This window comes from Pseudoxanthomonas wuyuanensis, assembly GCF_900215535.1.
Classification (GTDB): domain Bacteria; phylum Pseudomonadota; class Gammaproteobacteria; order Xanthomonadales; family Xanthomonadaceae; genus Pseudoxanthomonas_A; species Pseudoxanthomonas_A wuyuanensis.
In genome coordinates this window covers 543,504-556,484 of sequence record NZ_OCND01000002.1, presented here as the reverse complement: position 1 = coordinate 556,484, position 12,981 = coordinate 543,504, and the positions used below count along the sequence as shown (strand labels likewise).

At 66.4% G+C, this 12,981-nt stretch carries 13 protein-coding genes; 2 read left to right on the top strand and 11 right to left on the bottom strand.

Annotation, left to right across the window (positions count from 1 at the left end):
* Nucleotides 1-12 precede the first annotated feature (12 nt).
* From tolB to ruvB, 6 genes are all read right to left on the bottom strand, one after another.
* Nucleotides 13-1,332, bottom strand: a complete 1,320-nt coding sequence (tolB, locus tag CRO39_RS07460; RefSeq protein WP_097121336.1) for a Tol-Pal system beta propeller repeat protein TolB — start codon at nucleotides 1,330-1,332, stop codon at nucleotides 13-15.
* A 94-nt stretch (nucleotides 1,333-1,426) separates the two neighbouring features.
* Nucleotides 1,427-2,428, bottom strand: coding sequence for a cell envelope integrity protein TolA (gene tolA, locus CRO39_RS07455; protein WP_097121231.1), 1,002 nt, complete (start codon nucleotides 2,426-2,428; stop codon nucleotides 1,427-1,429).
* A complete protein-coding gene (gene tolR / locus CRO39_RS07450; protein ID WP_097121230.1) occupies nucleotides 2,418-2,858 on the bottom strand; it encodes a protein TolR in 441 nt (146 codons plus the stop codon). Before tolR ends, tolA begins: the two co-directional genes overlap by 11 nt.
* 12 nt (nucleotides 2,859-2,870) lie before the next feature.
* Nucleotides 2,871-3,647, bottom strand: coding sequence for a protein TolQ (tolQ, locus tag CRO39_RS07445; protein ID WP_097121229.1), 777 nt, complete (start codon nucleotides 3,645-3,647; stop codon nucleotides 2,871-2,873).
* Nucleotides 3,644-4,135 (bottom strand): tol-pal system-associated acyl-CoA thioesterase, encoded by a 492-nt coding sequence (ybgC, locus tag CRO39_RS07440; protein WP_097121228.1) that lies wholly within the window; start codon nucleotides 4,133-4,135, stop codon nucleotides 3,644-3,646. The genes tolQ and ybgC overlap by 4 nt, the downstream gene beginning before the upstream one ends.
* A gap of 57 nt (nucleotides 4,136-4,192) precedes the next feature.
* Nucleotides 4,193-5,233, bottom strand: a complete 1,041-nt coding sequence (gene ruvB, locus CRO39_RS07435) for a Holliday junction branch migration DNA helicase RuvB (protein ID WP_097121227.1) — start codon at nucleotides 5,231-5,233, stop codon at nucleotides 4,193-4,195.
* Nucleotides 5,234-5,353: 120 nt separating this feature from the next.
* Between ruvB and CRO39_RS07430 the strand changes: the two genes are divergently transcribed.
* Both CRO39_RS07430 and CRO39_RS07425 read left to right on the top strand, forming a co-directional pair.
* On the top strand, nucleotides 5,354-6,688 hold the full coding sequence (locus CRO39_RS07430) for a TrkH family potassium uptake protein (RefSeq protein ID WP_202926330.1): 1,335 nt from the start codon (nucleotides 5,354-5,356) through the stop codon (nucleotides 6,686-6,688).
* Nucleotides 6,678-7,355, top strand: coding sequence for a potassium channel family protein (locus CRO39_RS07425; protein ID WP_097121225.1), 678 nt, complete (start codon nucleotides 6,678-6,680; stop codon nucleotides 7,353-7,355). The genes CRO39_RS07430 and CRO39_RS07425 overlap by 11 nt, the downstream gene beginning before the upstream one ends.
* Before the next feature lie 669 nt (nucleotides 7,356-8,024).
* Here CRO39_RS07425 and CRO39_RS07420 read toward each other — a convergent pair.
* The 5 genes from CRO39_RS07420 to CRO39_RS07400 form a co-directional block, all read right to left on the bottom strand.
* Complete coding sequence (locus CRO39_RS07420) at nucleotides 8,025-9,941, bottom strand: potassium transporter Kup (RefSeq protein ID WP_097121224.1); 1,917 nt, start codon at nucleotides 9,939-9,941, stop codon at nucleotides 8,025-8,027.
* Between the two features lie 55 nt (nucleotides 9,942-9,996).
* Nucleotides 9,997-10,581 carry a Holliday junction branch migration protein RuvA gene (gene ruvA / locus CRO39_RS07415; protein WP_097121223.1) on the bottom strand — a complete coding sequence of 195 codons (585 nt, stop codon included), beginning with the start codon at nucleotides 10,579-10,581 and terminating at the stop codon, nucleotides 9,997-9,999.
* 163 nt (nucleotides 10,582-10,744) lie between these two features.
* Entirely contained in the window at nucleotides 10,745-11,263 is a 519-nt protein-coding gene (ruvC, locus tag CRO39_RS07410; protein WP_097121335.1) for a crossover junction endodeoxyribonuclease RuvC, read from the bottom strand.
* Between the two features lie 154 nt (nucleotides 11,264-11,417).
* Complete coding sequence (locus CRO39_RS07405; RefSeq protein ID WP_097121222.1) at nucleotides 11,418-12,164, bottom strand: YebC/PmpR family DNA-binding transcriptional regulator; 747 nt, start codon at nucleotides 12,162-12,164, stop codon at nucleotides 11,418-11,420.
* A gap of 134 nt (nucleotides 12,165-12,298) precedes the next feature.
* Nucleotides 12,299-12,946: an esterase/lipase family protein gene (locus CRO39_RS07400; RefSeq protein WP_097121221.1), complete on the bottom strand. Its 648-nt coding sequence runs from the start codon at nucleotides 12,944-12,946 to the stop codon at nucleotides 12,299-12,301.
* Nucleotides 12,947-12,981: the final 35 nt, after the last annotated feature.

Sequence of the window (12,981 nt, the reverse complement as noted above, 5' to 3'; positions counted from 1 at the left end):
GTAGACGTAATTTTAACGTTTTGTGCGGTAGGGCGACCATGCCGGCTCACGTACATCGCCATCGGCCAGCACCAGGCGCTGGCGGACCCGGCCGTCGGCCGAGACAGCGTACAACACGCCGCGGCCGCCCTCACGCGCCGCATACAACAGCATGCTGGCATTGGGGGCGAAACTGGGCGATTCGTCCAGCGACCCCGGCGACAGCGACGACCAGCGCGGCGAACCCAGGCTGCTGTCCATCAGCGCAATACGGTAGGTGTTGCCGCTGCCCTGCGCCACGGCGATCTTCTTGCCATCGAAGGACACGGTGGGGGTGGCGTTGTAGCTGCCCTGGAAGGTCACCCGGGTCGCCGACCCGCCAGCGGCCGGCACCTGGTAGATCTGCGGACGCCCGCCGCGGTCGGAGGTGAAATAGATGGTGCTGCCGTCGGCGCTCCAGGTCGGTTCGGTGTCGATGCTGGAGGTGTTGGTCAGCTGGCGCAGCTGCTTGCTGGCGATGTCCATCACGTAGATTTCCGGGTTGCCGCTGCGCGACAGCGTCAGCGCCAGCCGGCTGCCGTCCGGCGAGAACGACGGCGCGCCGTTGATGCCGCGGAAACCGGCAACCTTTTCGCGCGCGCCGGTGACGATGTTCTGGATGAAGATGGCCGAGTTGCCGCCTTCGAAGCTCACGTACGCCAGGCGGCTGCCGTCCGGGCTCCAGGCCGGCGACACCAGCGGCTCGGCCGAGCGCACGATGGTCTGCGGGTTGTAGCCATCCGAATCGGCCACCATCAGCGCGTAGCGGGTGTTGTTGCCGCGGCCGGTGGCGGTGACGTAGGCGATGCGGGTCCAGAACGCACCCGGGATGCCCATGATCTTCTCGTAGATGGCATCGGCCATCTGGTGGGCGACATCGCGCATCGCATTGGCGCGCGCGGTCATCGCCAGCCCCAGCAGGCGCTCCTGCTTGGCGACGTCGAACAGCTCGTACTCGACCCGATAGGCGCCCTCGCCACCGTCGACCACCCGGCCGACGACGATGTAGTCCTGGCGCAGCGCGCGCCAGGTGGGGTACTGGATTTCGCTGCCGCGCAGCGGCCGTTCGACGATGCTGGCTTCCGGCAGCGTGCGGAACGCGCCGGAGCGCTCCAGGTCCGCGCGCACCACGCTGGACACATCGGTCGGCGGAGCGGCGGCCGAACCCTGGTACGGCATCGGCACCACGGTGATCGGCAATGCCGAGGCATTGCCGCCGACGATGTCGATTTCCAGCCCCTGCTGCTGCGCCGAGGCGGCGAAAGACAGCATCAGGAGCGTCAATGCGGCGATCAGGCCGGGGATTCTCTTCATCATGGGCAGGTTGTGCAGGGTCGGTTCATTGGGGGTACAAGGGATAGCAGCTTCCGCGTGAACGTTTTCGCAATTATGAACAAAATCGCGGCGCTCAGCGGTCCTGGGCCTGGAAATTGAAGTTCAGGGTGCGCTGGAACACCGATTCGAAACCCCGATACGGCAGCGGCTGGGCGCGCAGCACCGCCGCCTCCACCGAGCGGCGGCCGGCGGCGTCGTAGGGACAGCTGGGATCGACTTCGGCGCTGACCACTTCGCCCCCCGGCAGTTGGCGGATGGTGATGCGGCAGCGCTGGCCCAACGGTACCGAATCCGGCCGCACCCATTGCCGCAGCACCGCTTCCTGGATGGCGGCCGCGTACTGGGCGGTCAGATTGGCATCCGTGCCACCTTGTCCGGGCGTGCCGGGCGATGTGGTGCTGGCGGTGGTCGCCGGCGCGGGCGTGGCGCGCTCGCGGGCGTCGGCCAGCTGGCGCAGCTTCTGTTCGGCCAGTTGCGCCTCGCGCTGGGCCTGCGCACGCTGGCGGCGGATTTCATCGAGCTTCTTCTGCCGGTCCTCTTCTTCCTGCTGCTTGGCCAGCCGCTGCTTGCGTTCGGCCTCCAGCTGGCGCTCGCGCTCGGTCAGGTCGATCTGCTCCTGCCGGCGTTTTTCTTCCTGCTCCTGGCGGGCCTTTTCCTGCGAGATGGCCAGCGCGCTGGCGCGGTCCTGTTCGGTGGTGTCGGGGACCGGAATCCGCTCCTGCGCCTGCTGTTGCTGCTGCACCGGCGAATCCTGCGGCCGCGGCTCGGGAATCGGCTGCGGCGGCGGCACGGTTTCCTCCTCGGCAATCTCCTGCACCGGCGCCGGCAGCGGTTCGGGCTTGGGCGCATCGCGCATGGCCTGTTCGGCCGAACGGATGTCGGCGGTGGAGATCATCAAGGCCGCTTCGACCATCGGCGAACCGGCTGCCGGCTGCATGCTGCGCGACGGCGACCACCACCAGGCCAGCAGGAACAGCAGCGCGACCAGCAGGTGCACGCCGACGGCCAGCAGGACCGGCCGCCACAGATCGTCCTGGCCCAGCGGGGCCTGGCGGGGGAAGGCCTCAGCGTGCATTGCCGCCCGGCTGGCTCATCAGGCCGACTTTCTTCACCCCGGACTGCTGCAGCATGACCATGGTGTCCATCACCCGCTGGTACTCCGAGGCACCGGGGGCGGCGACGAACACCGGGGTATCCGGATTCTGCCCGACGAATGCGCGCAGCTTGGCCTGCAGCATCTCGGCGTCGATGGCTTCGGGCTTGCCGCTTTCCAGCGTCAGCGTGTAGCGGCCGCTGGCGTCGACGGTGACGATCACCGGATCCTTCTGGCTTTCGACCGAACGGGCGGTGGAATCGGGCAGGTCGACGTCCACGCTGAGGGTCAGCAGCGGTGCGGTCACCATGAAGATGATCAGCAGCACCAGCATCACGTCGATGTACGGGACGACGTTGATCTCGGACTTGAGCTTGCGGCGCTTGCGGTGCGGGGCAAAGGCGGCGGTCATGGCGGACTCCGCTTATTCGTCGGCCGAGGACTGGCGCTGCAGGATCGAGCTGAACTCCTCGGCGAAGGTTTCGTAGCGCACCGACAGCCGCTCGACCCGGGTGGTGAAGCGGTTGTAGGCCCAGACCGCCGGAATGGCCACGAACAGGCCGATGGCGGTGGCGAACAGGGCTTCGGAAATGCCCGGCGCCACCGAGGCGATGCCGGCCTGCTCGCCGCTGTTGAGCATGTCGTGCATGGTCACCATGATGCCGAACACGGTGCCGACCAGACCCACGTAGGGCGCGGTGGAACCGATGTTGGCCAGCAGCTCCAGGTTGCGTTCCAGTTGCCCGACCTCGCGCGCATAGGTGGCGCGCATCGCGCGCTGGGCGCCTTCCAACTGGATCCGGCCGTCGAGCTTGCGCTTGTCGCGCAAGCGGGCGAACTCGCGGAAGCCGGCTTCGAAGATGGCTTCCAGCCCGGTCACCACGCGATTGCGATCGGCCGCGCCAGCGTACAGCTTGCTCAGCTCAGCGCCGGACCAGAAGCGGTTCTCGAACTCGTCGGCGCCACGGTCGGCATTCTTGTAGATGCGCGCCTTGCGGAAAATGATCACCCAGCTGATCAGCGAGCCGGCCAGCAGCAACAGCACGATCAGCTTGACCGGCAGGCTGGCCTTGAGCATCAGATCGAAATAGTTGATACCGCTGTTGACGGTGCTGGCGGTGGCTTCGGCGGCGGCGGCGACCGCTTCTTCCGGCAGCGCTTCCACCACGGTGTCCTGAAAGGCCAGGAGCATTGCAATCATCCGTTGTTCCTCAAGGTTTTCGGATTGTCGGTATCGGTTGTGCCAGGGGGCAGTTCGAGCGATTTGAATGCCTGATACAACGCGTCAGGCAGCGCCTGGGGTTTGAATCCCGACGCGGTCAGCGCTGCCACCCGCACCGCGGCGGTCAGCAGAACCTCTTCGCCGCGCCGGATCGACTGGGCAAAGACCACGCTGGCGCGCTTGCACTGGCGCACTTCGACCGTTACCTGCAGCAGGTCGTCCAGCCGCGCCGGACGCAGGAAATCCAGTTCCATCGCACGCACCGCAAACAGCAGATCGTGATCCCGGCGCAAACGCTCCTGGCTCTGATCGTGCGCGCGCAGCCATTCGGTGCGCGCCCGCTCCAGAAAGGCGACATATTGCGCGTGATAGACCACGCCGCCAGCGTCGGTATCTTCCCAGTAGATTCGTGTCGGCCAACTGAATAGCCGTGAACCGGGAATAGGGAACGGGGAATCGGAAGTCAAGGGCAAGGCTCCTGCGGCCGGCTCATTATCGGGAAAAGCGCTGTGTTGGCAGCGGGGTCAGAACAGCTCCTGCGGTTCTCCGTTCCCGATTCCCGGTTCCCGCTTCGGCTGCAAGCCGAGGTGCCGGTAGGCCTTGGAGGTGGCCATGCGGCCGCGCGCGGTACGCACCAGGAACCCCTGCTGGATCAGGTAGGGCTCGACCACATCTTCCAGCGTGCCGCGTTCTTCCGACAGCGCGGCCGACAGCGATTCCACCCCGACCGGGCCGCCGTCGAAGTTGTCGATGATGGTGCGCAGCATGCGCCGGTCCAGCTCGTCGAAGCCCTCCGGGTCGACGTTGAGCATCTTCATCGCCGCGCGCGCGACGTCATGGTCGATCTGCCCGTCCGCCCGCACCTGCGCATAGTCGCGCACCCGCCGCAGCAGCCGGTTGGCGATGCGCGGGGTGCCGCGCGCGCGGTTGGCGATCTCGGCGGCGCCTTCGGCCACGCAATCGATGCCGAGGATTCTGGCCGAACGGCGCACGATCCGGGTCAGCTCCTCGGGCGTATAGAACTCCAACCGCTGCACGATGCCGAAACGATCGCGCAGCGGCGCAGTCAGCAGGCCGGCCCGGGTGGTGGCGCCGATCAGCGTGAACGGCGGCAGGTCCAGCTTGATCGAGCGCGCGGCCGGGCCATCGCCGATCATGATGTCGATCTGGAAATCCTCCATCGCCGGGTACAGCACTTCCTCGACCGCTGGCGACAGCCGGTGGATCTCGTCGATGAACAGCACATCGTGCGGTTGCAGATTGGTCAGCAGCGCCGCCAGATCGCCGGCCTTTTCGATCACCGGGCCGGAGGTGACGCGCAGGCTGACCCCCAGTTCGTTGGCGATGACATGGCTCAGCGTGGTCTTGCCCAGGCCGGGCGGGCCGAAGATCAGCACATGATCCATGGCTTCGCCACGGCCCTTGGCGGCCTGGATATAGATGGACATCTGGTCGCGGACCGGCACCTGGCCCAGGTATTCGTCCAGCCGCCGCGGCCGGATGCTGGCCTCGATGGCGTCGTCCTCGCGGGTGGCGCCGGCGGCGATGATGCGGTCTTCGGTCATACCGCCATTATGCAGGCAAGCGGCGGCGGGCCGTACCGGCACGGCCCCTTTTACCCGCGCATCGGCGATGCGTGGCACAATCCGCGGCCTTTGGCGCAGCCTGCGCAACGGGAACCCCACTTGGCCGCAAGCGGTCTCCAACATCCAGCCAGACTGATACCGCTGGCATTCCTGGCCGTCATCGTCCTGGGAACGCTGTTGCTGATGCTGCCGCTGGCGCGCGCGGACGCCGGCTCGGCGCCGCTGCTGACGGCATTGTTCACCTCGGTATCGGCAGTCTGCGTGACCGGGCTGAGTACTGTCGATACGCCGGTGTACTGGTCTGGCTTTGGTCAGGTGGTGATCCTGGGGCTGTTCCAGGTCGGCGGCTTCGGCATCATGACCGGCGCCACCTTGCTGGGCATGCTGGTCATGCGGCGGTTGCGGCTGGGCACACGGCTGGTTGCGCAGGCCGAGACCCGCAGCCTTGGCCTGGGCGATGTGATGGCGGTGCTGCGGCTGATTCTGACCGTGACCGTGGCGGTGGAAGCGGTGGTGGCCGCGGTGCTGGCGCTGCGGCTGCACTACGGCTATGGCGAAAGCTGGGGCCAGGCGCTGTGGAACGGGATCTTCCAGTCCGTTTCGGCGTTCAACAACGCCGGCTTCTCGACCTATTCGGACAGCCTGATGGGCTTTGTCGCCGACCCGCTGGTGGTGGTGCCGATCATGCTGGCCATCGTGCTGGGGGGGCTCGGTTTTCCGGTGCTGTTCGAACTCAGGCGCGAACACAGGCGCTGGGTGCGCTGGTCGGTACACACCAAGATCACCCTGCTCGGCAGCGCAATACTGATCTTCGGCGGCGCCGCGATGATCCTGCTCTACGAATACGGCAACCCCGGCACGCTGGGACCGCTGGAAGGCGGCGGCAAGCTGCTGGGCGCGCTGTTCCACTCGGTCACCGCACGCACCGCCGGCTTCAACACGGTCGATGTCGGCAGCATGCGGGTGGAGACGCTGGCGGTGAACTACGTGCTGATGTTCATCGGCGGCGGCAGCGCCGGCACCGCCGGCGGCATCAAGGTCACCACGTTCTTCCTGCTGGGCTTCGTGGTCTGGGCCGAGATCCACGCCGGCCGCGATACCACCGCCTTCCGCCGCCGCATCTCGGTCGAAACCCAGCGCCAGGCGCTGACGGTCGTCCTGTTGGGGGTGACCGTGCTGGCCGTGGCCACATTGCTGCTGCTCAGCGTCTCCGAGTTTCCGCTGCACATGCTGATGTTCGAAAGCATTTCGGCCTTCGCCACCGTCGGCCTTTCCACCGGCATCACCGCGGAGCTGCCGCCGGTGGGACAATCGATCCTGATCGTGCTGATGTTCGTCGGCCGCGTCGGCACCATCACCGTGGCCACCGCGCTGGCCCTGCGCAGCAGGCAGACCGCATACCGCTACCCGGAGGAACGCCCCATTGTCGGCTAAGAAATCCACTACTGAAAATGCAGACAGCGTGGTCGTGATCGGTCTGGGCCGCTTCGGCGGCTCGGTCGCCAGTTCGCTGGTGCGGCTGGGCCACGAGGTGCTGGGCATCGACGAAAACGCCGAAACCGTACAACACTGGGCCGATCAGCTGACCCACGTCGTGCAGGCCGATACCACCAACAGCGATGTGCTGCGCCAGCTGGGCATCAAGGATTTCGCGCGCGCCGTGGTCGGCATCGGCAGCGATCTGGAAGCCAGCGTGCTGACCGTGCTGGCGCTGGAGGAACTGGGCGTGCCCGACATCTGGGCCAAGGCGACCAGCGTCAAGCACGGCCGCATCCTGGAGCGCACCGGCGCCCATCATGTGGTCTACCCCGAGGCGGCGATGGGCGAACGCGTCGCCCACCTGGTCACCGGCAAGATGACCGATTTCATCGAGTTCGACGACGGTTTCGCCATCGCCAAAACCGGCGCGCCGAAGGAAGCCTGGGGCAAGACGCTGAGCGAGTCGGCGCTGCGCAGCAAGTACGGAGTGACCGTGATCGCGCTCAAGCAGACCCGCGCCGATCTGACCTATGCCAAGGCCGACACCATCGTCGAACCCGGCGATCAGCTGATCGTCGCCGGCACCGCGGCGCTGGTGGAGACTTTTGCCGCGCTGACCTGAGCCTGGCGGCCCGGACTGTCAATCGGAAGGCAACTGGCTCCAGGGGCAACCGCAAATCCCCCTTTGTAAAAGGCTCTTCTCCCAAGTGCGGGGAACACCTATGTGGAATCCGATAGCCAGGACAGTGCGGGACACGCCGTAAACACCCGCTGCGCGGGCCCGGCCCGCCATCGCAGATGGCGGGCGTTCGGCTGCGCGCGAAGCGGTGCTTCGCAAACGCTTGCCTCACCCTTGTGGGCTCTTCCGCGGCATCCATGCCGCGGACGGTCCCGCACTGCCCTGACCACCGGCTCCTGGACACCGTGGTCGGCGCTCGAAGAACAGCCATCCGAAGTCGCGAGCTGCCATCTGACCAAGGCGACGGCCGGTGGGCTGGGGGTGCGGAGAGCAGGCCAGGGGTGAGTCAAGGCGGTTTGCGCGGCACTGCCGTGCGCCTTGGCGAACGCCCGGCGCGCAGCGCCGGGCCGGTTCGGGCCGCGAAGCGGAACGAGACTGCGGCCCGACGTAAAGACACGAGGTCGTCAGGAGGGCGGAGCACCCCCAGCCTGACGACCGGCGACTCCCGCCGAGGCCAACATCCCCGGAAACGGGAGAAGGACCTTATAAAGGGGGTAGAGCCGAGCCTTTTCCGAATCCCGAGTCCCGAGTCCCGAGTCCCGAGTTTCCCGCCTAGATTTCCACCTGCGAGCCCAGCTCGACCAGCCGGTTGCCCGGAATGCGGAAGAATCCCGTGGCCGGAGCCGCATTGCGGTGCATCAGCGCAAACAGCTTGTCGCGCCAGATCGGCATGCCGCGGCGGCGGCTGGCAACCACGGTCTCGCGGCTGGCGAAATACGTGGTATCCATCGGATCGAAATAGATGCCGCCGCCGTCGCAGCTACGCATCAGCGCGGCCGGCACGTCCGGGGTTTCCATGAAGCCGAAGCGGACGATGACCCGGTAGAACCCGTCGCCGATTTCGTCCATGCGCAGGCGCTTGTGCGAATACGGCACGCTCAGCGTCTCCACGGTCAGGAACACGTTGCGCTCGTGCAGCACCTTGTTGTGCTTGAGGTTGTGCAGCATCGCATGCGGCACCACCCCGGTCTGCGCGGTCAGGAATACCGCCGTGCCCTGCACGCGCACCGGCGGCGCCAGCATCAGGCCGGGCAGGAAGGTATCCAGCCTGATGCCTTCCTTCTGGATTTCGGCGCTGAGCAGTTCGCGCCCGCGCCGCCAGGTGCGCAGCAGGGTGAACACCAGCACCGCGAGTGCCACCGGCACCCATGCGCCATCCAGGAATTTGACGCCGTTGGCAACCAGGAACGACACGTCGATGATGAAGAAGACCACGCACAAAGGAACCACCCACGTCCGCGCCTTCAGCCAGGTGGCCCGGGCCACCAGCGCCAGCAGCAGGGTATCGATCAACATGGTGCCCGAAACGGTAACGCCGTAAGCCGACGCAAGCGCAGTGGAGCTGCGGAACGTCAGCACCAACGCCAACACCGCCCCCATCAGCAGCCAGTTGATTCCGGGAATATAGATCTGGCCGATGGTTTCGTAGGAGGTGTGCTTGATCGCCATGCGCGGCAGATAGCCCAGCTGCATGGCCTGCCGCGCCACCGAGAACGTACCGGTAATCACCGCCTGCGAAGCGATCACGGTCGCAGCGGTGGCCAGCGCGATCATCGGATAACGGGCCCATTCCGGTACGCCGATATAGAACGGATTTCTGACCGCCGAGGGATCTTCCAGCACCAGCGCGCCTTGTCCCAGGTAATTCAGCATCAGCGACGGCAGCACGAAGAAATACCAGGCGTAACGGATCGGGCGGGTGCCGAAATGGCCCATGTCGGCATACAACGCCTCGCCGCCGGTCACCGCCAGCACTACCGCACCCAGGATGAAGATCGAGTGCGAGCCATGGGTCAGGAAAAACCGGAAAGCCCAGATCGGATTGATGGCCTGCAACACCTCCGGGTTGTGGCCGATATTGAAGATGCCGATAGCCGAAAGCGACAGGAACCAGACCGTCGTCACCGGACCGAATACTCGCCCTACCTTGGCGGTGCCGAAGCGCTGGGTGGCGAACAGCGCCAGCAATACCAGCACCGCGAGCGGCACGATCCAGTTGTGCAGCCGCGGCGCGGTCACCTCCAGTCCCTCGATCGCCGACAGCACCGAGATGGCGGGCGTGATGACGCTGTCGCCGAAGAACAAGGAAGCGCCGAAGATGCCCAAGATGCCCACCGCGTACGCCGACCAGGAACCTCTCTGCAGCGTGCGCTGGGCCAGCGCCATCAGGGCCATGATGCCGCCCTCGCCCTCGTTGTCGGCGCGGATGATGATGGTGACGTACTTCAGCGTCACCACGATCATCAACGCCCAGAAGATCAACGACAGCACCCCCAGCACGGTGTCGTGATCGGCAACGAGGCCGTAATGGCCGGAGAACGCCTCCTTGATGGTATAGAGCGGACTGGTACCGATGTCGCCGAAGACGACGCCGATGGCGCCGACGACCAGCCCTGCAAGGCCTGCCTTGCCGTGACCATGGCCGCCGGCGTGGCCAGCTTTTGCTTGTGGGGATTGGGTGGCGGACATGGCTGCCTAGCGTAGCGCGGAGGTTGTGAGAAGGAGCTCTAGATCGGCGTGCGCGTCAGCGCAGCGCCGACTGCAGCGCCTTGCGGATGATCAGGGCGGCATCGTCGCCGTCGGCGACCGCCTCGCGCGCCATGCGCGCCGCTTCGGCCGGCTTGTAGCCCAGCTGCTGCAGGGCGATGACGGCTTCGGACTGCGGATCGTTGGGCAGGCTGGCGCGGCCGGGAAGGCCGCCGGCCAGATCCGCGGCGCGGTCGCGCAGCTCCACCACCATCCGCTCGGCCGTCTTCTTGCCGATACCGGGGATGCGGGTCAGCGCGGTGACATCGCTGGTCTGCACCAGCCGCGCGAATTCGTCCACGCTGACGCCGGACAGCACGGCCAGCGCGATTTTCGCGCCGATACCGCTGACCTTCTGCACGTCGCGGAACAGCCGGCGTTCGCTTTCGTGCAGAAAGCCGTACAGCGATACGCTGTCCTCCTTCTGCGCATAGTGGGTGAACAGCGACACCTCGCGGCCGACATCGGGCAGGTCGTAGAACGTGCTCATCGGCGCTTCCAGCTCGTAGCCGACGCCGCCGACGTCGATCACCAGCCACGGCGGCGACTTGTAGGCAAGGATGCCGCGGAGGCGGCCGATCATGGCTGTACTCCGGGACCGGGGACCGGGGACCGGGGACCGGGGAAAGGCAAAAGCATCGGCAGGTACCGCTGTTGCATAGGTATCGGATCGCATGCGCCGCAGGGCCGGTGGAAGTATTGATTCCGGGTCCCCGGTCCCCGGTCCCCGGTCCCGTCATGCTTCTTCATTTCCTGCTCCACGCTTGGCGTACGTTGACGCCAAGACGATTGGCGGTGGCGCGCACATGCGCATGGGTCAATGCGATCGCCAGCGCATCGGCGGCGTCGGCCTGCAGTTTGCCCTGCAGGCCCAGCATGATACCGACCATATGCTGGATCTGCTGCTTTTCGGCGCCGCCGCGGCCGACCACGGCCAGCTTCACTTCCTTGGCCGCGTATTCGTGCACCGGCAGATCGCGCATCACCACCGCGCAGATCGCCGCACCGCGCGCCTGTCCCAGCTTCAGCGCCGAATCGGGGTTGCGGGCCATGAAGACCTTCTCGATCGCCACTTCCTGCGGCTGCCAGGTTCGGATGATCTCCGCCAGGCCGTTGAGCAGGATCTTCAACCGTTGCGGAAAGTCGTCGGCCCCCAGCAGCACCAGCGCCGTGTGAAAGGCATGCGTCGTCCTGCCCGCCGCATCCACGTCGATGATGCCCACACCGGTGCGCTGCGAGCCGGGATCGATACCGAGGATGCGGATGGAGCCGGGACCGGGAACCGGGGGCCGGGGGCCGGCGGAGGTGGGATGCTGGTAACTGGAGGCCACGACGGGAAATTCGCTGATGGCTCAGGCACGGGCGCGCATGCACGGACCGAATGCCCCGGTCCCTGGTCCCCACTGCCTGGTCCCGGCTTCACGCATATGCATCAGCGCCCAGCTCGGCATTCGAGTAGACGTCCTGCACGTCGTCCAGGTCTTCCAGCATGTCCAGCAGCTTGACCACCTGTTTGGCGGTATCGCCTTCCACTGCAATCTGGTTGTCGGCGCGCAGGGTGACTTCGGCCTGGTCGGCGGCCAGGCCGGCCGTTTCCATCGCGTCCTTGACCGACTGGAAATTCTCCGGCGCGACGATCACATCTATCGAACCATCGTCGGGGTAGACGACGACATCGTCGGCACCGGCCTCGATGGCGGCTTCGGTGATTCGGCTTTCAAACGATGACGCCTCGCCGGCGCCGGGCGCATAGCTCAGCACGCCCAGGCGCTTGAACATGAAGGCCACCGAGCCTTCCGTGCCCATGTTGCCGCCGCACTTGCTGAAGGCGTGGCGGACATCGGCCACGGTGCGCACGCGGTTGTCGGTCAGGCAGTCGACGATCACCGCGACCCCGCCAGGCGCGTAGCCTTCATAGCGGATTTCCTCGTACACCACCCCTTCCAGCTCGCCGGTTGCCTTCTTGATGGCGCGCTCGATCACATCCTTGGACATGTTGGCCGACAGGCCCTTGTCCATCGCCGTGCGCAGACGCGGGTTGTTGGCCGGGTCGCCGCCACCGGCGCGCGCCGCCACACCGATTTCGCGGATGATCTTGGTGAAAATCTTGCCGCGCTTGGCATCTGACGCATTCTTGCGCGCTTCGATCGACGGGCCTCTACCCATGGGTGTTTCCGGACTTGTTAAGAATACAAGAGCGCAATTTTACTCGATTGCGCCGTCCGCGCCGGTTCGCTCGGGGTCTGGCGGCTCAGGGAGCGAGCCCAAGGGCCCGTTCGCTGGCAAGGATGCCGCCGGGCTTACGATTCGCCATTGCGGGCAAAACGCCCTTGCCGCAGGAAATGCCCGGCCTGGTCGGCAGCGGGGCGCGAAAACACCAGTCCGGTATGGCTGGCCGGCACCAGGCAATGGTCGGCCAGGCCGGGCAATCGGGTCTCGGCGACCGCCACGGTACCGTCGGAGGGGCCGTCGAACCGGGTCAGCAGGCGGCCGATACCGCGCGCCACGGTGCCGGCCACCATGCCGATCTCGGTCCTGCCCTGCCAGGGCTGGCAGCCGGTCTGCAGGAACAGCGAGCTGCGTCCCAGCACCTGCGAGGTCCAGCGCCGGCGGCCCAGGCTGCGGGCGGCATCGCTGCCGCACAACGGCGATCCCAGGCAGACCATGCGCGGCACCGGCAACTCCGGCTGCTGCCGCAGCGCCTCCAGGCCGATCAGGCCGCCTAGGCTGTGCCCCACCAGATTCAACGGCGGCGAACCGGACAGACGGCGAATCAACCGCTCGATGGCGATCTCCGGCCCGCCGAACACGCTGGGATAGCCGAACAGTTCGACCTCGAAACCCTGCGTCCGCAACCGCCTGGCCAGCGGCGCCAGCCAGGTTTTGGCGTTCCAGATACCGTGAAGGACAAGTACATGCCGGGGCGGCGCGGAATCTTCGGATGTCATGCCCACAGTCTGTCCGAATCCAAGCTGCCGGGCCA